17 protein-coding genes are annotated in these 20,133 nt (G+C 68.1%); 11 read left to right on the forward strand and 6 right to left on the reverse strand.

All coding sequences use genetic code 11. The features are described from left to right. Positions 1-249 precede the first annotated feature (249 nt). Complete coding sequence (locus tag CCS01_RS19560) at positions 250-3,636, reverse strand: DEAD/DEAH box helicase (protein ID WP_146101852.1); 3,387 nt, start codon at positions 3,634-3,636, stop codon at positions 250-252. Between the two features lie 529 nt (positions 3,637-4,165). Here CCS01_RS19560 and CCS01_RS36165 point away from each other — a divergent pair. Further along, positions 4,166-4,396 (forward strand): GxxExxY protein, encoded by a 231-nt coding sequence (locus CCS01_RS36165; protein ID WP_204848360.1) that lies wholly within the window; start codon positions 4,166-4,168, stop codon positions 4,394-4,396. Beyond that, complete coding sequence (locus CCS01_RS35755; RefSeq protein WP_275112939.1) at positions 4,305-4,556, forward strand: GxxExxY protein; 252 nt, start codon at positions 4,305-4,307, stop codon at positions 4,554-4,556. Before CCS01_RS36165 ends, CCS01_RS35755 begins: the two co-directional genes overlap by 92 nt. A gap of 8 nt (positions 4,557-4,564) precedes the next feature. Here CCS01_RS35755 and recG read toward each other — a convergent pair whose 3' ends face one another. Continuing rightward, entirely contained in the window at positions 4,565-6,637 is a 2,073-nt protein-coding gene (gene recG / locus CCS01_RS19570; protein WP_239992265.1) for an ATP-dependent DNA helicase RecG, read from the reverse strand. Between the two features lie 118 nt (positions 6,638-6,755). Here recG and CCS01_RS19575 point away from each other — a divergent pair, with 118 nt between their 5' ends. The 3 genes from CCS01_RS19575 to CCS01_RS19585 all read left to right on the forward strand — a co-directional run bounded on the left by CCS01_RS19575 (position 6,756) and on the right by CCS01_RS19585 (position 11,072). Continuing rightward, complete coding sequence (locus CCS01_RS19575; RefSeq protein WP_408887497.1) at positions 6,756-6,938, forward strand: FAD assembly factor SdhE; 183 nt, start codon at positions 6,756-6,758, stop codon at positions 6,936-6,938. An 8-nt stretch (positions 6,939-6,946) separates the two neighbouring features. Next, a complete protein-coding gene (gene mfd / locus CCS01_RS19580) occupies positions 6,947-10,381 on the forward strand; it encodes a transcription-repair coupling factor (RefSeq protein WP_239992266.1) in 3,435 nt (1,144 codons plus the stop codon). Between the two features lie 358 nt (positions 10,382-10,739). Next, positions 10,740-11,072, forward strand: coding sequence for a DUF6364 family protein (locus CCS01_RS19585; protein ID WP_104520455.1), 333 nt, complete (start codon positions 10,740-10,742; stop codon positions 11,070-11,072). A 190-nt stretch (positions 11,073-11,262) separates the two neighbouring features. Here CCS01_RS19585 and CCS01_RS19590 read toward each other — a convergent pair whose 3' ends face one another. Next, positions 11,263-11,688, reverse strand: a complete 426-nt coding sequence (locus tag CCS01_RS19590; protein ID WP_104520456.1) for a GxxExxY protein — start codon at positions 11,686-11,688, stop codon at positions 11,263-11,265. A gap of 61 nt (positions 11,689-11,749) precedes the next feature. After that, on the reverse strand, positions 11,750-12,487 hold the full coding sequence (ctrA, locus tag CCS01_RS19595) for a response regulator transcription factor CtrA (protein WP_104520457.1): 738 nt from the start codon (positions 12,485-12,487) through the stop codon (positions 11,750-11,752). Between the two features lie 165 nt (positions 12,488-12,652). Here ctrA and CCS01_RS19600 point away from each other — a divergent pair, with 165 nt between their 5' ends. From CCS01_RS19600 to CCS01_RS19615, 4 genes are all read left to right on the forward strand, one after another. Next, positions 12,653-14,008, forward strand: coding sequence for a FliI/YscN family ATPase (locus tag CCS01_RS19600; RefSeq protein ID WP_408887496.1), 1,356 nt, complete (start codon positions 12,653-12,655; stop codon positions 14,006-14,008). 3 nt (positions 14,009-14,011) lie between these two features. Next, positions 14,012-14,431 (forward strand): hypothetical protein, encoded by a 420-nt coding sequence (locus CCS01_RS19605; RefSeq protein ID WP_104520458.1) that lies wholly within the window; start codon positions 14,012-14,014, stop codon positions 14,429-14,431. A 119-nt stretch (positions 14,432-14,550) separates the two neighbouring features. Next, positions 14,551-14,910, forward strand: a complete 360-nt coding sequence (locus tag CCS01_RS19610) for a response regulator (protein ID WP_158258499.1) — start codon at positions 14,551-14,553, stop codon at positions 14,908-14,910. A gap of 137 nt (positions 14,911-15,047) precedes the next feature. Further along, positions 15,048-16,625 (forward strand): hypothetical protein, encoded by a 1,578-nt coding sequence (locus tag CCS01_RS19615; RefSeq protein WP_104520460.1) that lies wholly within the window; start codon positions 15,048-15,050, stop codon positions 16,623-16,625. Positions 16,626-16,800: 175 nt separating this feature from the next. Here the strand turns inward: CCS01_RS19615 and CCS01_RS19620 are convergent, their stop codons facing one another. Both CCS01_RS19620 and CCS01_RS19625 read right to left on the reverse strand, forming a co-directional pair. After that, positions 16,801-17,346, reverse strand: coding sequence for a carboxymuconolactone decarboxylase family protein (locus CCS01_RS19620; protein WP_104520461.1), 546 nt, complete (start codon positions 17,344-17,346; stop codon positions 16,801-16,803). A 94-nt stretch (positions 17,347-17,440) separates the two neighbouring features. Continuing rightward, entirely contained in the window at positions 17,441-17,995 is a 555-nt protein-coding gene (locus tag CCS01_RS19625; protein ID WP_104520465.1) for a peroxiredoxin, read from the reverse strand. A gap of 116 nt (positions 17,996-18,111) precedes the next feature. Here CCS01_RS19625 and CCS01_RS19630 point away from each other — a divergent pair, with 116 nt between their 5' ends. Both CCS01_RS19630 and CCS01_RS19635 read left to right on the forward strand, forming a co-directional pair. Beyond that, the gene (locus CCS01_RS19630; protein WP_104520462.1) at positions 18,112-19,035 is read left to right on the forward strand and encodes a hydrogen peroxide-inducible genes activator; all 924 of its coding nucleotides are present in this window, start codon (positions 18,112-18,114) and stop codon (positions 19,033-19,035) included. Positions 19,036-19,117: 82 nt separating this feature from the next. After that, positions 19,118-19,717, forward strand: a complete 600-nt coding sequence (locus CCS01_RS19635) for a hypothetical protein (RefSeq protein ID WP_146101853.1) — start codon at positions 19,118-19,120, stop codon at positions 19,715-19,717. Positions 19,718-20,133: the final 416 nt, after the last annotated feature.

Below are 20,133 nucleotides of genomic sequence, written 5' to 3' on the forward strand. Positions count from 1 at the left end.
CACCGCCAGGCGTGGATGGTGGGCCTGCGCCCCATTGGCGTTAAAATAGCGTGGCGGCGGCACGATGCTTGCCATTCCGTCATGGCCCGGCTTGTCCGGGCCACCTATTCCAGCACTGTGCCGCGACAGGTGGCCCGGACAAGCCGGGCCATGACGAGGAGGCAACAGCCAGCCCTGTTTTAACGCCTATGGGGCCTGCGCCCGCCATGACGATGAAGGAACGCCGTCCTCGCGCCCCAACCGGCACCCTCACGCCGCCGGCGCGAACAGTTCCTCGATATCCGCATCGCTCAGCTTCAGCGCCCCGCCATGCTCGGCGTCCAGCACGCCGGCGACGATGGCGCGCTTCTTCTCCTTCAGTACCTCCATCTTTTCCTCGATCGTTCCTAACGTCACCAGGCGGTGCACGAACACCTTCCTGGTCTGCCCGATGCGATAGGCGCGGTCGGTGGCCTGGTCCTCGACCGCCGGGTTCCACCAGGGATCGTAATGGATCACCGTATCGGCCGCAGTCAGGTTCAATCCGACGCCGCCGGCCTTCAGGCTGATCAGAAACAGCGGCACGTCGCCGTTCTGGAACTTCTTCACCGGCGCCCCGCGGTCCTTGGTGTCGCCGGTCAGCATCACGTAGTCCACGCCTTCGTCCGCCAGCCGTTCCTCGATCAGCGCCAGCATCTCGGTGAACTGCGAGAACAGCAGCACCCGCCGCCCTTCGGCGAACATGATGCTCAGCATTTCCATCAGCCGATCGAGCTTGGCCGAGCCGGCCTTCGACGTCGCAACGGATTTCAGCTTCAGCAGCCGCGGATCGCAGCAGGCCTGCCGCATCTTCAGCAGCGCATCCAGGATGATGATCCCCGACTTGGCCAGCCCCTTCTGCGCGATCGCCGCCTGGACCTTGGTGTGCATCGACAGCCGCACCGCCTCGTAGATCGCGCGCTGGTTCGTTTCCAGCTCGATCGGCTCAATGATTTCGGTCTTCGGCGGCAGTTCGGTGGCGACTTCCTCCTTGGTCCGGCGCAGCAGGAACGGGCGGATGCGGCGGTTCAGCATCGCCTGCCGCTCGGCGTCGCCTTCCTTTTCGATCGGGATGCGGAACCGCGCCTTGAACGATTTCTGCCCGCCGAGGAAGCCCGGGGCGAGGAAATCGAACAGCGACCACAATTCGCCCAGATGGTTCTGCAACGGCGTGCCGGACAGGCACAGCCGCTGCCGCGCCTTCAGCCGCAGCGCCTGGCGTGTCGTCTCGGCGTTCGGATTCTTGATCGACTGCGCCTCGTCCAGGATCACCGCGTGCCAGTCCTGCGCGACCAGCACGTCGTGGTCGCGGGTCAGCAACGGATAAGTCGAGAGCACCAGGTCGTAATCGGCGATCTTCCTGAAACAGGACTTGCGGCCGGCGCCATGCAGCGGCAGCACGGACAGTTCTGGTGCGAAACGATTCGCCTCGGCCAGCCAGTTCGGGATCAGGCTGGTCGGGCAGACGATCAGCGACGGACGATCCAGCCGCCCGGCAGCTTTCTCGATCATCAGGTGGGCCAGGGTCTGCACCGTCTTGCCCAGGCCCATGTCGTCGGCCAGCACCCCGCCCAGCCCGGCCGCGCCCAGGAACTGCAGCCAGTCCACCCCCTGGCTCTGGTACGGCCGCAGCGTCGCCTTGAACGAGCCCGGAATGACCGCCTTCGGGATGCCGCCGGACTCGCGCAACTGCTGCCCGAGTTCGCGCAGCGCCTCGCCGCCGTGCCAGGCCAGCCCGGTCTTTTCCTCCAGCCGCGCCAGGTCCGCCGCATCCAACCGGGAGAACCCGATCTTGCCGGTCTCGGCATCGATGCCGCCGGTGGTCCACAGTTCCAGCAGCGCCTGCAAGGTCGGGCGGATGCGCGCCATCGGCAGCGACAGCATGCGGCCATCCGGCAGCGGCAGGACGAACGGCTTGTCGTCGGCGCCCTCCGCCAGGGCGGCGGCCTCGGGCCGGGCGATCAGCCGGACCAGGGCAGGGACCAGGTCGACCTGCTCGCCGTCCACCGTCACGCCCAGGTGCAGTTCCAGCCAGTCGATGCCGTGGCCCTCGACCAGTTCGGCGTCGATCCCGGCGTCGGCGGTCAGCACCTGCACCGGGAAGTCGGCGTCGACCTCCACCGTCCAGCCGGCGGCGCGCAGGCGGGGGACTTCCTGGGTGACGATCTGCATCCAGGTGTGCGTGGCGCCGGTCTCGCGCAGCACGAAATCGTCGGTATGGGCGTGCTGGAAATACACCGGCACGACCTCGTTCACCGAGGCGAATCCCAGGCTCGCCAGTTCCGCCAGCGCCTGGGCTTCCGCCGCGCGGTCGCGCACGACGTCGTAGAGCCGGCCGTTCTCCACCGTGAGCTTGGGCAGCGGCTTCAGAGAACGCGGCAGGCCAATGGGGCCGTACTGGAAGGTCAGCCGCAGCAGCGGCACCGAATACAGCCCGCGCCCCAGCGCCCGGGCGGAGCCGCGGCCGTAGCTGGGGTCTCTCGGCAGGGTGCCATTGATCAGCCGCAGATGCGGGTGCATGGGTTCCTGCACCACGTCCGCCGCCGCCATCTCCCGCGGCACCGGCATCTTCGCCGCCGCCGGGCGCTTGCTGAGGCGCGCGCGCACCTCGGCCGCGGCTTCCGGCGGTATCGGCGGCGCATCCAGCAGGCGCGTGACGACCCGCGGCGCCAGGTCGAAGGCAATCGGGCCCATGACCCCGGCGGCGGGATCGACATACCAGGGGGCGGGAAGGCGCACGCCAATCAGGCCTTCGTCCAGGGCCAGGGTGGCCTGCTGCGAGGCATCCGGCCGGGTGATCCAGGTGATCTCGCCCTGCCGTTCCGGCGCCTCGGTCAGCACCGCCCCCTCGGCCGAGGACCACCGCGCGCGCCCGGTCGCCAGGATGCGCTTTATGGTGTCCTGCGGATCGTCGTCCGCCGTCGGCCCATTGTAGCCGGTCCGGCGGCCGAGGCGGGCCAGGATGACCAGGTCGGAGGGACGGAGATACCGGGCCGGCACGTTGATCTGGCGCGGCGCGTAACGCTTCACGGTGCCGACGCTGTCGTCCTTGCGCAGACCGACCGTCATTGGGTCGATCAGCAGTCGCGGCACGCCCGTGGCGTTCGTTTCTGCGTTCAATACATAGAAGATCCGGCTGCGGATCGAGGCCGGGTACGTCTCGGTCGGTTCCTCGTCCTCGCGGTCGAAATCGGCCAGCCAGGTCTGGATCTGCGCCGGCAGCTCGGCCTCGGCGGCAACCGGCTTCTTCGCCGGGGCTTTCGCCGCCGGCTCCGGGCGGGGGGCGACGATGTGCTGCTTGCGATGGGCCGCCACCAGCACCGCCGCGAGGTGCTTGCAGCCACGCCCGGCCGGGCAGTTGCAGGCGCCGGCGATGCGGATGCCGTTGTTGGGCGACTGGCTGATCCGCAGCGTCTGGACGTAGGGATCCGACCGGGTCCCCTGGGTGGTGGCCTTGATGACGGCGCCGCGTTCCGCGATCTCCAGGTCCTGCACGCGCCCGCGCTGCTCATAGGAGCGCCCGGCCGACAGGGTTCCCGGGGGGAAGAACCGCTTGATGTCGGACTCTCGGATGGCAAGGGAGGGGTCGATGTCGGGGGCGATGGGCACGATTTGCATATACAAAGGATGCGGTTGGGGTGCGAGTCGCGGCTAGACCCGGAATCGGGGCAGTCTCACGACCGTGTCACAACTTTGTTGAGTATCCAACCGATATTGATGGTGATGCAGGGACGGCACAACCGGTTGGGGCCAAGCCTGGCGGGTACATCATCCGCCGATCCGCGCGGCCTGATCGCAACATGACCTGGCGCCGTTCGGGATCAACTGTCGCCGCTGGTGCCGCTGTCATCACCGCGTTTCGATATGAATTGTCGCCGCTGGTGCCGCTGTCACCACCGCGTTTCGATATGAATTGTCGCCGCTGGTGCCGCTGTCACCACCGCGTTTCGACGCAGAGCGCGCAGAGCGGAGCGCAGAGTCCGCAGAGGCGGTGTTGCGCCAAAGGCGGCCGCGGAGCGGCAAAAATTCCTTCTCTGCGGACTCTGCGCTCCGCTCTGCGCGCTCTGCGTCGAAAAAATGAAGCTAACGCAAACACGAACCCATCGGTTAACCCCCCGTTAGCCAATCCCAGCGCATAAGCAGCGCCATGAAGCTCCGATCCCCCGAACCCGGCCCGGTCGTCACCGACCGGATCATCCGTCTGGCCATCAAGGTGCACAGAAAACTTGGCCCGGGATTGCTCGAATCCGTCTACAAGCAATGCCTTTGCTGGGAACTGCAGCACGATGGCCTGCCCTTCGAAACCGAAGTCCCGCTTCCGCTTGTTTATGAAGACCTCCGAATCGACAAGGGTTTATCGTGCCGACATCATCGTTGATCGGACTGTACTGCTCGAACTCAAGTCGGTCGAGCGGATCCTCCCGATCCACGAAGCCCAGACCCTCACCTACCTGCGCCTCAGCGGCTGCGGGATCGACCTGCTGATGAACTTCAACAGCGTGCTGCTGAAGGACGGCCTGCACCGCTTCATCCCGTGACTCACAGCCTATCCCGCCGCCAGGGTCCGCATCGCCGCCGTCCGCTCGAACAGCCGCAGCAGCACCCGGATCGCCCGGCCGCGCGGCGTCTCCAGCTTCGGGTCGCGTGAAACCAGCACCGCCGCGTCGCGATGCGCCAGATGCAGCAGCGACTCATGATCCACCGGATCGGCCAGCTTGTAGCCCGGCAGCCCCGCCTGCCGCGTGCCCAGCGCATCGCCGCCGCCGCGCAGGCGGAAATCCTCGTCGGCGATCAGGAACCCGTCATCGGTGTCGCGCAGCAGAGTCAGCCGCCGGCGGGCCGTCTCGTTCACCCAGTCCTCGTGCAGCAGCAGGCAGAAACTGGCTTCGGCCCCGCGTCCGACCCGGCCGCGCAACTGATGCAACTGCGCAAGACCAAACCGTTCGGCATGCTCGATCACCATCACCGTCGCCTCCGGCACGTCGACGCCGACCTCCACCACCGTGGTGGCAACCAGCAGCCGGATCGTGCCGGATGCGAAGCCGGCGAGAGCGGCGTCACGCGCCTCCGGCGCCTGCTGGCCATGCGCCAGGCCGACGCGATCGCCGAAACGCAGCTTCAGCGCCTCATACCGTTCCTGCGCCGCGGCGACGTCCAGTGCCTCGCTTTCGGCGACCAGCGGGCAGACCCAGTAGACCTGCGCGCCTTCGTCCAGCTTGCGGGCGACACCCTCCAGCACCGTCGGCAGCGTCCCCAGCGAGTGCAGCGTCGTGCGGATGGGCAGGCGCCCGGCCGGCTTCTCGGTCAGGCGGCTGACGTCCATCTCGCCCCACTGGGTCAGCAACAGGGTGCGTGGAATTGGCGTCGCCGTCATCACCAGCACGTCGGTCCGCTTGCCCTTGGCGCCCAGCGTCAGCCGCTGGTTGACCCCGAACCGGTGCTGCTCGTCGATCACCGCCACGGCCAGATCGTGATAGTCCACCGCATCCTGGAACAGCGCATGCGTGCCGCAGACCATCTGGATGCTGCCATCCTTCAGGCCGCGCAGCAGTCGGGCCCTCTCCTTGCCCTTGACCGAGCCGGTCAGCAGCGCCACCGGCACCTGGCACAGCTTCGACAGCGTCCGGTGGTGCTGCTTGGCCAGCACTTCCGTCGGTGCCATCAGCGCCGCCTGCTTGCCGGCCTCCACTGCCCGCAGCATGGCCAGCATCGCCACCATGGTCTTGCCCGACCCCACATCCCCCTGCAGCAGCCGCAGCATCCGCCGCGGCGAGGCAAGATCGGCGTCGATCTCCTGCAACGCCTGCACCTGCGACCGCGTCAGCGGCAGGCCGAAGCGCTGCAACGCGACGCGGCGCAGGTGGGAATCGCCCTCCAGCGGCTGGCCGGCGCGTGCCCGCACCCGGCCGCGGATCACGGCGGTCGCGACCTGTCCGGCGAGCAACTCGTCATACGCCAGGCGTGCCCGCATCCGCTTGTCCGGCACGCCGTTCGCCGGAGCCTGCACGGCGCGCAGGGCCTCCTCGAACGGCGGCCATTTCTGCCGCTTCAGCAGCGCCGGGTCGTGCCATTCCGGCAGCGGCGGCACCAGCGGCAGCGCCCTGGCGAGCCCCTTGCTGATGTGCCACGCCTGCAGCCCCGCCGTCAGCGGCCACACCGGCTCGATCGCCGGCAGCCGATCGGCCTGGTCCATCGGCAGCAGGTGGTCGGGGTGGGGCATGGTCAGGCGATTGTTGAAGTTATCCAGCTTGCCCGACACCAGCAGCTTCGTCCCCGGCGGCAACTGCGCCTCCCGCGTGAAGCGGAAGTACACGAGCTCGGCAACGCCGGTGTCATCCTTGACGACGATCCGCCACGGCTGGCGGGACGTCGCCGGCCGCTCGTGCCGCACTACCTCCACCGCCAGAGTCGCCACCATGCCCGGTTTCGCGTCCTTGATTGTTGGCCGCGCGGTGCGATCCAGGTAGGATTCGGGCATGTGGAACAGCAGGTCGATCACCCGGTCGCCGCCGGCGGCGCGCGCGATCAGGCCGGCTACTTCAGGCCGGATGCCACGCAAACCGGAGAGGGGCGCAAAAAGCGGTGCGAGCGAGTCGGGGTTCACAGGCTGACAGTTCACGGTCTCGCCGCTATATGACAGCGGGCCGATGACTCAACCAGACCATGCTGCGTTGGACACCCGACGCCGACGCCTGTTGTTCCGCGCCACGCACCGCGGAACGTTCGAGAACGACCTGATGATTGGCGGATTTGTGCAGGCGCACCTATCCTCCTTGAGCGAAGCCGACATCGACGCGCTGGAAGCGGTGATGGAAATCCCCGACACGGTGCTGGCCGACTGGCTGACCGGCCGCGCGCCGATTCCGCCCGAGCAGGAGACGGCCATGCTCCGCCGCATGCGAGATTATCTGAAGCGATGACCGATCCGATGAGAATCTGGGGTGCGCCCGAGGGGTGGGACGCCTTTCTGCTGGCGAAGCGCCGCCGCGAACACGCCGGCTGCGTCCTGCACGTCGCCCGTGACGACGCCCGCATGGCCCGCCTGGCCGAGGCGTTGGCCTTTGCCATCCCGGAGGCCGAGGTGCTGCGCTTCCCGGCGTGGGACTGCCTGCCGTACGACCGCGTCTCGCCCAACCCGGCGCTGGTGTCGGAGCGCATCGCCACCCTGGCGCGGCTGCTGGAAAAGCCCACCGGGCCGCGCATCATCCTGACGACAGTGAACGCCCTGGTGCAGCGGGTGCCGCCGCGTGCCGCCTTCGCCGGCGCCAACATGCAACTGGCGGTAAACGGCCAGGTGCAGCCGGAGAAGCTCGCCGCGTTCCTGGAATCCAACGGCTACGGCCGCGCCAACACGGTGATAGAGCCGGGCGAGTATGCCATGCGCGGCGGCATCATCGACATCTGGGCGGCCGGGGAGCCTGATCCGGTCCGGCTCGACCTGTTCGGCGATACCATCGAATCGATCCGCGCTTTCGACCCGTCCTCGCAGCGCAGCGCCGGGCGGCTGCAGCGCCTGTCGTTGCGGCCGGTCTCGGAAGTGCCGCTGGACAAGGAGTCGGTCGCCCGCTTCCGCACCGGCTGGCGCGACCTGTTCGGCCAGGAGGCGGCCAACGACCCGATCTACCTGTCGATCTCGGAGGGGCGGCGCCATCCGGGGATGGAGCACTGGGTGCCGCTGTTCCATCCGACCATGGAGAACCTGCTGGATTACCTGCCGGACGCCTCGGTCAGCCTCGATCACCAGGCGGACGAGGTGCTGGAGGCGCGGCTGGAGATGGTGGCAGATCACTTCCAGGCACGGAAGGCGCTGCCGCGCGACGGCGAGGTGCCGTACCGGCCGTTGCCGCCGTCCATGCTGTACCTGGACCGCGAGGGCTGGGCCGAAATGCTGTCCTTCGGCCCGCTGATGGCCTTCACCCCGTTCGGCATGCCGGATGGCGCCGAGGGGATCAACGGCGGCGGGCGGCCCGGGCCGATTTTCGCCCAGTCCGCCGCCGGCCCGGGCACCACCGTGTTCGACCAGTTGCGCGGCCAAGCGGAGCGCTGGACCACCGAGGGGCGGCGCATCGTCATCGCCGCCTGGACTCGCGGTTCGCGCGAGCGGCTGACCAACCTGTTGCGCGAGAACGGCTTCAAGGACGTGGCGCAGGAAGACGACTACGCCGCGATCCGCCGCAAGCCCGCCGGCTCGATGTCGCTGGTGGTGCTTGGGCTGGAGCGCGGCTTCGTGGCCGAGCGCCTGGCCGTGGTGGGCGAGCAGGACCTGCTGGGCGAGCGCATCTCCCGCCCGCCGCGCCGGCGCAAGCGGGCGGATCAGTTCATCGCCGAGGCGACGGAAATCGCCGAGGGCGACCTGGTGGTGCACCAGGACTACGGCATCGGCCGCTACGACGGGCTGGCCACGCTGGCCGTCAGCAACGCGCCGCACGATTGCCTGCGGCTGATCTACGACGGCGGGGAAAAACTGTTCCTGCCGGTCGAGAACATCGAGCTGCTGTCGCGCTATGGCAGCGAGCACCAAGGCGTGGCGCTGGACAAGCTGGGCGGTGCCGGCTGGCAGACCCGCAAGGCGCGGATGAAGCAGCGCATCCGCGACATGGCGAGCGAGCTGATCCGCACCGCCGCCGCCCGCAAGATCCGCGACGCCGAGATGATGGCGCCGCCGGAGGGCGCCTGGGACGAATTCTGCGCCCGCTTCCCGTTCGCGGAGACAGAAGACCAGTCCCGCGCGATCGCCGACGTGCTGGAAGATCTCGCCTCCGGCAAGCCGATGGACCGCCTGATCTGCGGCGACGTCGGCTTCGGCAAGACCGAGGTGGCGCTGCGGGCCGCCTTCATCGCGGCGATGGCCGGATCGCAGGTCGCGGTGGTGGTGCCGACGACGCTGCTCGCCCGGCAGCATTACCGCGTGTTCTCGGCCCGCTTCGCCGGGCTGCCGGTGAAGGTGGCGCAGCTGTCGCGCATGGTGACGGCGAAGGAAGCCAACGAGGTGCGGCGCGGCCTGGCCAATGGCGACATCAACATAGTCGTCGGCACCCATGCGCTGCTGGCGAAGGGGGTGCAGTTCTCCGACCTCGGGCTGCTGATCGTCGACGAGGAGCAGCATTTCGGCGTCGCGCATAAGGAACGGCTGAAGGCGATGAAGGCCGACGTGCACGTGCTGACGCTGACCGCGACGCCGATCCCGCGCACCTTGCAGCTGGCCTTGACCGGGGTGCGGGAGATGTCGGTGATCGCCACCCCGCCGGTCGATCGCCTGGCGGTGCGCACCTTCATCATGCCGTTCGACGCCGTGGTGATCCGCGAGGCCCTGCAGCGCGAGCGCTTCCGCGGCGGCCAGGTGTTCTGCGTCGTTCCCCGCATCGAGGACCTTCCCCGCATGGCCGAGCGGCTGAAGGAGATCGTGCCGGAGGCGAAGACGGTACAGGCACACGGGCGGCTGGCGCCGACGGAGCTGGAACGGGTGATGACCGAGTTCAGCGACGGCAAGTACGACATCCTGCTGTCCACCAACATCGTCGAAAGCGGCCTCGACATGCCGGCGGTGAACACGCTGGTGATCCATCGCGCCGACATGTTCGGCCTGGGGCAGCTGTACCAGTTGCGCGGGCGCGTCGGGCGCGGCAAGCAGCGCGGCTACGCCTACCTGACCTGGCCGGCGAGCCATCGCCTGTCCGTCGCGGCGGAGAAGCGGCTGACAGTGATGCAGACCCTGGACACGCTGGGCGCCGGGTTCACCCTGGCCTCGCACGACCTGGACATCCGCGGCGCCGGCAACCTGCTGGGCGACGAGCAGTCCGGCCATATCCGGGAAGTCGGCATCGAGCTGTACCAGCAGATGCTGGAGGACGCAGTGGCCGATATCCGCGCCGGCGAGGGCAAGCGGGCCGGGCAGGAGCGCGACTGGACGCCGAATATCTCGCTCGGCCTGCCGGTGCTAATCCCGGAGGACTATGTGCGCGACCTGCCGGTGCGGCTGGGGCTGTACCGGCGCATCGGCGCGCTGGCCTCGGACGCCGAGACCGACGCGATGGCGGCGGAACTGGTCGATCGCTTCGGCAAGCTGCCGGAGGAGGTGGAGAACCTGCTGGGCGTCGTCGCGCTGAAGCGCGCTTGCCGGGAGACGGGGGTGGAGAAGCTGGAGGCCGGGCCGAAGGGCATGGTGATCAGCTTCCGCGGCAATGCGTTCTCCAACCCGGCGGGGCTGGTGCGCTGGCTGTCCAGCAAGGGGGGCATGGTACGGCTGCGGCCGGACCACAAGCTGGCGATCTCGCGCGACATGGACGTGGTGACGCGGCTGAAGTTCGCCCGCGACACGCTGAAGTCGCTGGACCAGATCGTGCGGCAGGCGAAGGCGGCGTGAGAGTTGAGCCGGGGCAATCGGCATTGCAGTTCGCCGGCACCACCGATGTGCGCTTGTCTCCTATGAAGATGCGGACGCGCAGGCGCCGATGGGCACGCGGAGCGAGGTCGTCGCTCTATCGTCATGGCCGGGCGTGTTCCGGCCATCCGCGCTTCGACGGCGGGGGGTGGATGGCCGGGACACGCCCGGCCATGACGGAGGGGCAACGGACCTCTCGCCCATTTCCCCTATCGCGGTGCCGGCGCCGTCGGCTGGCTAACTCTGTTCGCAACCGACGTCGGTCTGACCCCTGGCATGGTGTTGAGGCAATAAGAAACGTCCGCATATGGCATGTATGTGTGGCCACTGGAGGTGGGACATGCTGAGGAACTCGACGCTCAACCTGCCGGACGATCTTGTGGCGCGAGCCAAGTCGTATGCCGCCGCCCATGGAACGACAATGACGGCGATCGTCCGGGAGCACCTGGAGGCCATAACCGCGGATGGCGCCGACCCGATCACGGATGATCCGTTGCTGGCGTACTCACAGGGACGCCTGGCCAGGAACGAGGCCATCCGGCTTCTCGGGCTGCGCGACTATGCCGCGTTGCTCGTCGCGCTCGGGGACGCCGATTTGCCGATGCCTCTGCCGCCACCCCATGAGATCGAGAATCAGGCCGTAACCTTCGCCAAACTCTGGAAGCAGTCGTGAGGCGATACACCGTCGTCATTCCCGGCGCGGGGCCATTCAACACGGCCAGGCCGGATCGGCGCCCTGCCGACATGCGCGTGTTCACGGACCTTCCGGACGGCATCGACGATCCGGCGGTCATCGGTAGCACCTGGCAGCCGTCGTCCAGGCCGTAGCCCTCACGCTCCCGGCGCACTCGGCCTGCCCGGGCTCACCCGCCCGCGGCGGCAAACAAGCGCAAGGTCCTGCTGTGCGCGATGCCGTTGACCATCCGTCTGATTTCCAGCCGCGGGGTGCCGAAGTTGAACAGCAGGCAGAGCGGCAATCCGGTCGCCTTCAGGAAATGGGTGGCCCGCGCCACGTGGCCGGGTGCCAGCGCCTCGGTTGCCTGCACGCTGATCATCGCCGCATTCTCGACCAGCAGATCGGCCGTATAGCTGCCGACGTCGACGCCGTCATACTGCACCGTGACGGGATGCTGCTGGCTGACGTGCAGCCCGGCCTTGCGCAGCTCGTGGGCCAGCGCATTCCGGTACACCGCCTCGACGAAGCCGGGTCCGAGCGTGTTCGAGACGACATGGGCGCGCTCGACGATAAGCTCGGACATGTCATTGAGCATTTTGCTGGTTGCAGGCATCCGCGTTTCCCCATGCCCTCTCATGCTGTGCCCGGCACCGCCAGGGGATGATCCGTGACCTTCAGGCGACTGGCGACAGCGGCGCCACCCGGATCGGCTCGAACGGCGGCGGGAACAGGTCCTGGCTGGCCGGCTCCCGGATCATGTAGCCGCGGCCCCAGATCGTGCCGATGATGCCGTCGGCCCCGGCGCGGGCGAGCTTTTTTCGCAGCTTGCATACGAAAACGTCGATGATCTTAACCTCTGGTTCATCCATCCCGCCGTAGAGATGGTTCAGGAAGGCCTCCTTCGTCAGGACCATGCCCTTGCGCAGAACCAGCAGTTCCAGGATCGAATATTCCTTGCCGGTCAGGTGCACCTCGCGCCCGTCGACCATCACTTCCCGGCTGTCCAGGTTCAGCTCCAGCCGCCCGAGGCGGACGGTGGGCTGGCTGAACCCCTTGCTGCGCCGGACGATCGCCTGCATCCGGGCCAGCAGTTCGGCCTTGTCATACGGCTTGATGATGAAGTCGTCGGCACCGAGGCTGAGCGCCTTGACCCGCGCCTGCGGCATGGTCATGCCGGACAGCACCAGCACCGGCGTGTCGTTGCGGGAAATCCGCATCCGCCGCACCACCTCGAATCCTTCGATATCCGGCAAGGCAAGATCCAGGAGAACAATATCATATTCATAGTGACGAAGCAGTTCGAGCGCGTCTTCGCCGCCATCGGTCTGGTCGACCACCGCGCCGGCGGCTTTCAGCATCAATGTGATGCCGCGCGCAGCGACCGCATCATCTTCAACGAGCAGGACCCGCATCCAGCTCCTCCTTAATAAATAATGAATGAATGAATACCACTATAGCGTGTGATTTGCTACAAAAAATTCAACGACCTGGCGCAATTTCATTGAAATACCACCGTATTCTCAAAAATCAGTGAGTCCAAAAAACGAACGCATCAAAATATAAACGGAGCCGTCTCATTGATATACACCAGTCTCGAAGATCGCGTCATTGCTGCCCGGGCACGCCTGCGCCGCCTGCAAACCGCCAGCGTCGGCGGCACCGTGACCAACCTGCTCGGCCTGCGGGTGGACATCGAAGGCCTCAATGGCGTCGCCGCCGTCGGTGACCGGCTGGACCTGCGCGGGCGCGACAGCCGCGCCATCCCGGCCGAGGTCATCGGCTTCAACGACGGCGCCTTGCAGGCCATGGCGTTTGGCTCCCTGGACGGGCTGACCCATGGTGCCGAGGCGGTGCTGGTCAACCCCTACGCCAACATGCTGGATGTCGCGCCATCCTGGCTTGGCCGGGTGATCGATCCCCTAGGCGCGCCGCTCGATCGCCTGGGGCCGCTGCTGGGCGGGCCGGAGCCTCGGGCAACCCGCGTGCCCGCGCCCGAGGCCACGGCCCGCGCGCGCCTGGGACCGCGCATCGACCTGGGGGTGCGGGCGCTGAACTGCTTCGCCACCTGCCGGCAGGGGCAGCGGCTGGGCCTGTTCTCGGGTTCGGGCGTCGGCAAGTCCACCCTGCTGGCGATGCTGACCCGCGGCACCGCCTGCGACGTCGTGGTCCTCGCCCTCGTCGGCGAGCGTGGCCGCGAGGTGCGGGAATTCATCGAGGACGACCTGGGCGCGGACGGCCTGGCGCGTGCGGTGGTGGTCGTCGCCACCTCCGACTCGCCGCCGCTGATGCGCCGCCAGTGCGCCTATACGGCCATGACGGTTGCTGAATACTTCCGCGACCAGGGCAGGTCGGTGCTGCTGCTGATGGACAGCGTCACCCGGTTCTGCCTGGCGCTGCGCGAAATCGGCCTCTCGCTCGGCGAGCCGCCCGCCACCCGCGGCTACCCGCCCGGCGTGTTCGCCGAACTGCCGCGGTTGCTGGAACGCGCCGGCCCCGGCGTGCAGCAGCCGGACGGCAGCGCCGGCCACATCACCGGCCTGTTCACCGTCCTGGTCGAGGGCGACGACCACAACGAGCCGGTGGCCGACGCCGTGCGCGGCATCCTGGACGGCCACATCGTCATGGACCGCAAGATCGCCGAAGGCGGGCGCTACCCGGCGATCGACGTGCTGCGATCATTGTCGCGCACCGCCGCGACCGTGCTGGACGGCGAGCAGGCCGGCCTGGTCCGCCGCGCGCGGGCGGTCCTGTCGCTGCACGCCGACATGGTGGACATGGTGCGGCTGGGCGCCTACCGGGCGGGCACCGACGCCGCGGTTGACGAAGCCCTGCGGCTGACCCCGCTGATCGAGGACGTCCTGCGGCAAGGACGCGACGAAACCACCGGCTTCCATGAATCGTTCCTGCGCCTGGAACAGGCGATGCGGGGCTGAGCGATGGCACGCGATCCGCTGAAGGTTCTCTCCGTGGTCCGCCAGCGCGCGGTCGATCAGCGGCGCCAGGCTCTGGCCGCCTGTCTGGCGGCGGAAGCGGCGGCCGGGGACCGGATCCGGCGGCTGGAGGAGGCCGTGCGGCTCGACCAGGCCCGCGCCGACGCCGCACCGGACCCGCTGCTGTTCCATGACATCTTCCTCGCCACGCGCCGCCACTGGCGCACCGAGCAACAGGTTTCCCGGGTCGCGCTGGCCGAGGCCGGGCACCAGGCGGAGGACGCGCGCGCCGCCCTGGCGGCCGCCCGGCTGGCGGCGGAAGCGGTGGACCGCCTGATCGCCGAACGCGCCGCCGCCGCGCAGGCCGAAGCCGATCGGCGGGCGCAACACGTATTGGACGACATTGCCCGTGGGCTCAGGAAATAGTGTGGCATCACGAGAAGTTGCCGCTCCGAAGGCCGCATTCGGGGGATCACCCTATTACATCTGCGGGTATGAACATGATGACCATGCCCAGCCATTCTTCGCCAACGCAGATCAGCAGCATGCCGACCGTTCTTGTTGTCGAGGACGAAGTCATGGTGCGCATGCCGATCGCGGAATACCTGCGGGATTGCGGGTACAACGTGGTCGAGGCGTGCGACGCGGACGAGGCGATCGCCGCGGTGGCCGAGGGCGGGGCGGTCAGTCTGGTGTTCAGCGACGTCCGCATGCCGGGGCAGATGGACGGCTTCGGCCTCGCCCAGTGGTTCAAGACCCATCATCCGGACGTGCCGGTGCTGCTGACCTCAGGGTACAACGCCTCGCGCGGGACCGCGCGCGACATGCCGGGCGTCAGGCTGATCGAAAAGCCCTACTCGCAGCTCCAGGTTGCCCGCCGGATCGCCGCCCTGCTGGAGCGGTAGCGTCCGGCGCCAAACGGGGCGGCGCCAAAGGGACTCTCACTGCCACGATTTAAACACTTGGATCGGCTCTGACGTTGTGGCAACAAAGCGTGCGATCACCGCACGCTTCCTGGTCATCTGCGCCCGAATCAGTCCTGATGAAGTCCGTCCTCAGCCGGCTTGCCGGCCCGCTCAACCTGCGCCCCAGGCCGATGGTTGCCGCCATCAGCCTGATTTTGCTGCTGTCCGTTCTGGCCGCGGTGCTGTTCGTCGCCCTGCGGTCGCCGATGAAGGACGACATCGCCTGGCTGCTGTACGTGGCGCGGCGCTGGATGGTCGGGCGGGAGCTTTATGTCGACGTGGTGGAGGTGAATCCGCCGATGATCGTCTGGGTCTCGGCGGTGCCGCTGGAAATCGCGCGATGGCTGGACGTCAGCCCGCACTTCGTCGTCATGCCGCTTTTTGTCGCCATCATGCTGGGCTGCGCCTGGTGGACCGCCAGCCTGCTGCGGACCGGCGAGGGGATCTTTGCCGACAGGCTGCCGGTGTTCGCCGTCATCGGCTCGGTCCTGCTGGTGCTGCCCGCGGCGGACCTGGGCCAGCGGGAGAATTTGCTGGTCGCCGCCTTCCTGCCGTACCTGGCGATCTTCGCCCGGTCGCTGGATGGCCGCCGCGCCACCGTGGCGGCCGCCATTGTCGCCGGGGGCCTGGCTGCCCTGGGATGCGGGTTGAAGCCGCTCTACGCCGGCGTGTTCGTGGTGCTGGAAGGCTTGGCCCTGACCCGCGGCCTGCGCCCGTGGCGGGCCATGCCGTTCGCTGCCGGCACCACGCTCGTCGCCTATGTCGGGGCGATTGCGCTGTTCTTCCCGGCCTATCTGCATCGTGCCGTGCCGATGGCGATTGCCCTGTACGGGGGGACCGACACGCCGTTCCTGGGGCTGCTGCCCGACTATGCCCTGCTGATGTCCGGTGAGGCCGTGGCGGCGACGCTGCTCTGGCTGCGCCGGCGTAGCCGGGTTGATTACAGCCTGTTGTTGACCCTGGTGGCGTTCGCCGTGACCAGCACGGTGATCTGTTTCATCGACGGCAAGAACTGGTACTACCATCGCATTCCGGCCACCGTCGTCACGGTGCTGGCCCTGGCGCTGTGGGGTGCGACCGAGCTGCGCCAGCGGCGGCATTGGCTGATGCGCCTGCCGCTGGCGGCCGCCTGTTGTTCGGTCCTGGTGTTCTTTGGGACAGCGGTCCAGGAACTGGAGCCCGAGGCCGTCGATGCCATGGCGCTGCAGCAGACCACGGTCTATCGCCTGGAGCAGATCATCCAGGCCGAGCATGCCCGGTCCTATGTCGCGTTTTCGGAATGGCTCGCCCTGGGCTTTCCGGTGGTCAACAACACCGGCGTGACCTGGGCGTCGCGCTTCGACTCGATGTGGGCGCTGGAGGGTGAGATCTGGCGCGCCGGCTTCGATCCGGCGGCGCGGCGGGAATGGCCGATCGCGCACTGGGTGGCGCATGATTTCATTGCCGGCTGTCCGGATATCGCGGTGGTGGATACCCGTGCGAAGACGAACTACATCCGGGTGCTCGGCGCCGCTGACCGGGCGTTCGCGCGCGTCTGGACGCGCTACCAGCCGATTGCCGCGTTCGACGGGCTGGTTGTGTACAAGCGCGGGCGGGCGGGCTGCGTGGATGTGTGGGTCGCGGCGGGGGCCAAGCCCTGGATTGAGGTCCGGTAGCGGCTGGGTCGTCCACTCGCAGCGGGCGAGCCGTCCACTCGCAGCGGCGGCCCGCCGCTCTCTCACCGTCATGGCCGGGCGTGTCCCGGCCATCCACCCCCACCGTCGAAGCGCGGATGGCCGGGACACGCCCGGCCATGACGATGGGGAGACGACAAAGCGACGCCCCCGGCAGTCAGGCCGCCACGAGTTGCGGGGCCAGGGCCTGCTCGCCATCCAGCGTGGCGGCGACTGCATGCACGACCGCGGCGATACGCACGGCCGCCTGCACCTGCTCGGCGGTCAGCCCGTGCTGGCGAACCACCTGCTCATGGCTCTTCATGCACATGCCGCAGCCGTTGATGGCGGAGACGGCGAGCGACCACAGCTCGAACGCCCCCTTGTCCACGCCCGGCCTGGCCATCACGTTCATCCGCAGCTTCGCCGGCAGCGTCGGGTAGTCGCCGCCCACCAGGTGCGTGAAGCGGTAATAGACATTGTTCATCGCCATGATTGACGCGGCGGCCTTGGCGGCATTCAGCGCCTCGGGCGACAGGTGGGGGGCGAATTCGGCGACGATCGCCTCGGTCACCAGCGCGTTGCGCGACGCCAGGGCCGAGGCGACGAACGTGCCGGCCCGCACCTCGTCCGGCAACGCCGGTTCGGCGGCCAGGGAGCCGAGGTTCAGGCGAAGGTCCTTCGCGTAGTCGGGAAGGGCGGCTTTCAGGGATTCCAGGGACATGGGCGCTCCTTGCGCGGCGTCAAAAGAAAGCGCCCGGGACAAAGCCCGGGCGAAAGTACTCGTAGTGGAGGTGTGCAGAGACAAGAGTCAACGATCAGGCGGCCGGGCGCAGCACCTCCTCGCCCTTCTTCCAGTTGCAGGGGCAGAGTTCGTCGGTCTGCAGCGCATCGAGCACGCGCAGGACCTCCGCCGGATTGCGGCCGACCGAGAGGTCGTTCACCGCGGCGTAGCGGACGACGTTGTTGGGGTCGACCAGGAAGGTCGCGCGCAGGGCCACGCCCTCATTCTTGTCGAGCACGCCGGTCGCGGCCGCCAGTTCCCGCTTGATGTCGGCCAGCATCGGGATCGGCAGGGTGCGCAGGTCCTGATGGTGCAGGCGCCAGTTCAGGTGGACGAACTCGCTGTCGATCGAGACGCCATAAACCACCGTGTCGCGGTCGGCGAAGTCGCCGGCCATCTTGCCGAAGGCGACGATTTCGGTCGGGCAGACGAAGGTGAAGTCCTTCGGCCAGAAGAATACCAGCTTCCACTTGCCTTCGTCGCTGGTCGAAGTGATTTCGGTGAAGGCGGTGTCGAGCTTCAGCCCCGCCGGGCCGCCCTTGACGGCCTTCAGGGCAAAAGCGGGAAAGGTGTCGCCTACAGTCAGCATCGAGATTCGCTCCATAAAGTCTTGGCATAACAGCGTGTTTGCCGTTGCCGCCAACGTAGTGACAGGTGTAGCTCCTGGCAAATGAATGATATTGAACTGTTCGATCGATAAAACCGATGACCTTGCTTCCCAGTCCGCAACAGCTTCGCTATCTGATCGCCCTGGCCGAAAGCCGCCACTTCGGCCGCGCCGCGCAGGCCTGTTCGGTGACGCAATCCACCCTCTCGGCCGGACTGCTGGCGCTGGAGCGCCAACTGGACACCAGCATCCTGGACCGTGACGCCGGCCGCCACGTGGTGTTCACGCCGCTGGGCCTGGAACTGGTGGAGCGTGCCCGCACCGCCCTGTCGGCGCTGGAAGCGGTGTCGGAGGCCGTGCTGGCGGCGCGGGAGCCGATGGGCGGCCCGCTGCGCATGGGGGTCATCCCGACCATCGGGCCGTTCCTGCTGCCGCGGCTGATGCCGGCCCTGCGTCGCGCCTTTCCCCGCCTGAAGCTCTACCTGCGCGAGGACACCACCGCCAACCTGGCCGCCCGGCTGAATGCCAACCGGCTGGACCTGCTGCTGCTGGCGGTGCCGTGCGAGTGCCCTGGGGCCGAGGCGATGCCGGTGGCGCGGGACGCCTTCGTGGTGGCCCTGCCGCCCGATCACCGCCTGGCCGGCGAGGAACAGATCTCCCCGGCGGCGCTGAGCACGGAACGCCTGCTGCTGCTGGAGGACGGCCACTGCCTGCGCGACCAGGCGCTGGCGGTATGCGGCCTGCTGGCCGGGGACGGCACCGGCGAGCAGGACGGGTTCGCCGCCACCAGCCTGCACACGCTGGTGCAGATGGTGGCGAACGGCCTGGGCATCACCCTGCTGCCGCGTTTGGCGGTTGCCGCCGGGATCGTCGAGGGCACCGGCCTGGTGCTGCGGCCGCTGGCCGGTGCGGGCGCGTGGCGCACGCTGGGCCTGGTCTGGCGGCAGAATGCGCCGCGGGCGTCCGATTACCGCGCGCTGGGCGCGCACCTGGTCGATACCTGCCGGGAAGCGTTGCAATAGTTGCGGCCTCACGCAGGAACGATTTGCCTGTCCGGCCGGGATCGGGCGAAGTCCCTTGCCGACGTCAGCCAGGGGAGATGGGATGACGGGTTTGAGACTGACCGTTTCAGTGCTTGTCCTGCTGGCCGCGACCCCGGCCCTGGCGCAGAAGATCGCGCCGACGCGATCGTACGGGCAGGACCCGGCGCAGGAGACGTATGAGACGCCAGGCTACCGGCCGGCGCCGCCACCTCCGGTGGACAAGAACTACGGCCTGCCGACCTTTGGCATGAAGGGTACGGAGTTGCCGGAGCAGCGTACCCAGACGCCAAAGGTGAAGCCCCAGGAGCCGACGGACCCCTACAGCACGACACCGCCGGATTACACGCTGAAGACGCCCCAGCCGGATCAGCCGGATACGCCGAATTTCTTCGGCGACGCGCCGCCGGATTTCACCTTGTCCCCGCCGCCGGCGCCGCGGGATGATGCGGCCGGCGCCACGCGGACGGCACCCACGGCATACGGGAACGGTGGGGCGACGGGCTACAGCACCGGGCCCGCGTACACCACCCGCTCCCAGGGGGACAGCGACGGCTATTCCACGGGCGGCACGGCGTCCTCGACGACGGAAACGCCGCTGTACACGACGTCGGATGGCACGACGACCGGCGGCGACGCGGCCACGCCGGACGATACCAGGTAGCGCCGGCCGGCGCCGCTGGCGCCTGTCGGATCAAGGGTGGAACACCGGAAACACCGCTCAGGAGCGGCGCCTCAACGGCTGGCGGTCGCCCTTCTGGATGGCATCGACGAAGAGCGGTTCCCAGGTCCGGATGTGCTCCTTGATCGATTTACGAAGGAGTTGGCCAACCGGCGCGCCGGCACCGCGATGGCGGAAAATGGAAGGGGTCCGTTGCCCTTCCGATAGGGGTCGGGCGTGTCCCCATACGTACCAGGATAGGGCGTCCGGCGGAGCAAGGGCTTCTCCCTCACCGTCACGGCCGGGCGTGTCCCTACAGGATGCACAGATCCTGGAAACGGTCCGCCGCGGCTGCGACCCATGCCGTCATGGCCGGTGCGGGTTTCACCGGCGGCAATCAAGCGAACACGGAGTTCCAC

Source organism: Rhodopila globiformis (assembly GCF_002937115.1).
Lineage (GTDB): Bacteria > Pseudomonadota > Alphaproteobacteria > Acetobacterales > Acetobacteraceae > Rhodopila > Rhodopila globiformis.

Excerpts from the sequence above, each read along its gene's own strand:
- CCS01_RS35755 (WP_275112939.1), top strand. The coding sequence starts at position 4,305 with ATGGCCTGCCCTTCGAAACCGAAGTCCCGCTTCCGCTTGTTTATGAAG.
- CCS01_RS19625 (WP_104520465.1), bottom strand. The coding sequence starts at position 17,995 with ATGCTGACTGTAGGCGACACCTTTCCCGCTTTTGCCCTGAAGGCCGTC.
- mfd (WP_239992266.1), top strand. The coding sequence starts at position 6,947 with ATGAGAATCTGGGGTGCGCCCGAGGGGTGGGACGCCTTTCTGCTGGCG.
- CCS01_RS19635 (WP_146101853.1), top strand. The coding sequence starts at position 19,118 with ATGACGGGTTTGAGACTGACCGTTTCAGTGCTTGTCCTGCTGGCCGCG.
- CCS01_RS19590 (WP_104520456.1), bottom strand. The coding sequence starts at position 11,688 with ATGCCTGCAACCAGCAAAATGCTCAATGACATGTCCGAGCTTATCGTC.
- ctrA (WP_104520457.1), bottom strand. The coding sequence starts at position 12,487 with ATGCGGGTCCTGCTCGTTGAAGATGATGCGGTCGCTGCGCGCGGCATC.
- CCS01_RS19585 (WP_104520455.1), top strand. The coding sequence starts at position 10,740 with ATGCTGAGGAACTCGACGCTCAACCTGCCGGACGATCTTGTGGCGCGA.
- CCS01_RS19610 (WP_158258499.1), top strand. The coding sequence starts at position 14,551 with ATGCCGACCGTTCTTGTTGTCGAGGACGAAGTCATGGTGCGCATGCCG.
- CCS01_RS36165 (WP_204848360.1), top strand. The coding sequence starts at position 4,166 with ATGAAGCTCCGATCCCCCGAACCCGGCCCGGTCGTCACCGACCGGATC.
- CCS01_RS19620 (WP_104520461.1), bottom strand. The coding sequence starts at position 17,346 with ATGTCCCTGGAATCCCTGAAAGCCGCCCTTCCCGACTACGCGAAGGAC.
- CCS01_RS19575 (WP_408887497.1), top strand. The coding sequence starts at position 6,756 with ATGATTGGCGGATTTGTGCAGGCGCACCTATCCTCCTTGAGCGAAGCC.
- CCS01_RS19630 (WP_104520462.1), top strand. The coding sequence starts at position 18,112 with ATGACCTTGCTTCCCAGTCCGCAACAGCTTCGCTATCTGATCGCCCTG.
- CCS01_RS19615 (WP_104520460.1), top strand. The coding sequence starts at position 15,048 with ATGAAGTCCGTCCTCAGCCGGCTTGCCGGCCCGCTCAACCTGCGCCCC.
- CCS01_RS19605 (WP_104520458.1), top strand. The coding sequence starts at position 14,012 with ATGGCACGCGATCCGCTGAAGGTTCTCTCCGTGGTCCGCCAGCGCGCG.
- CCS01_RS19560 (WP_146101852.1), bottom strand. The coding sequence starts at position 3,636 with ATGCAAATCGTGCCCATCGCCCCCGACATCGACCCCTCCCTTGCCATC.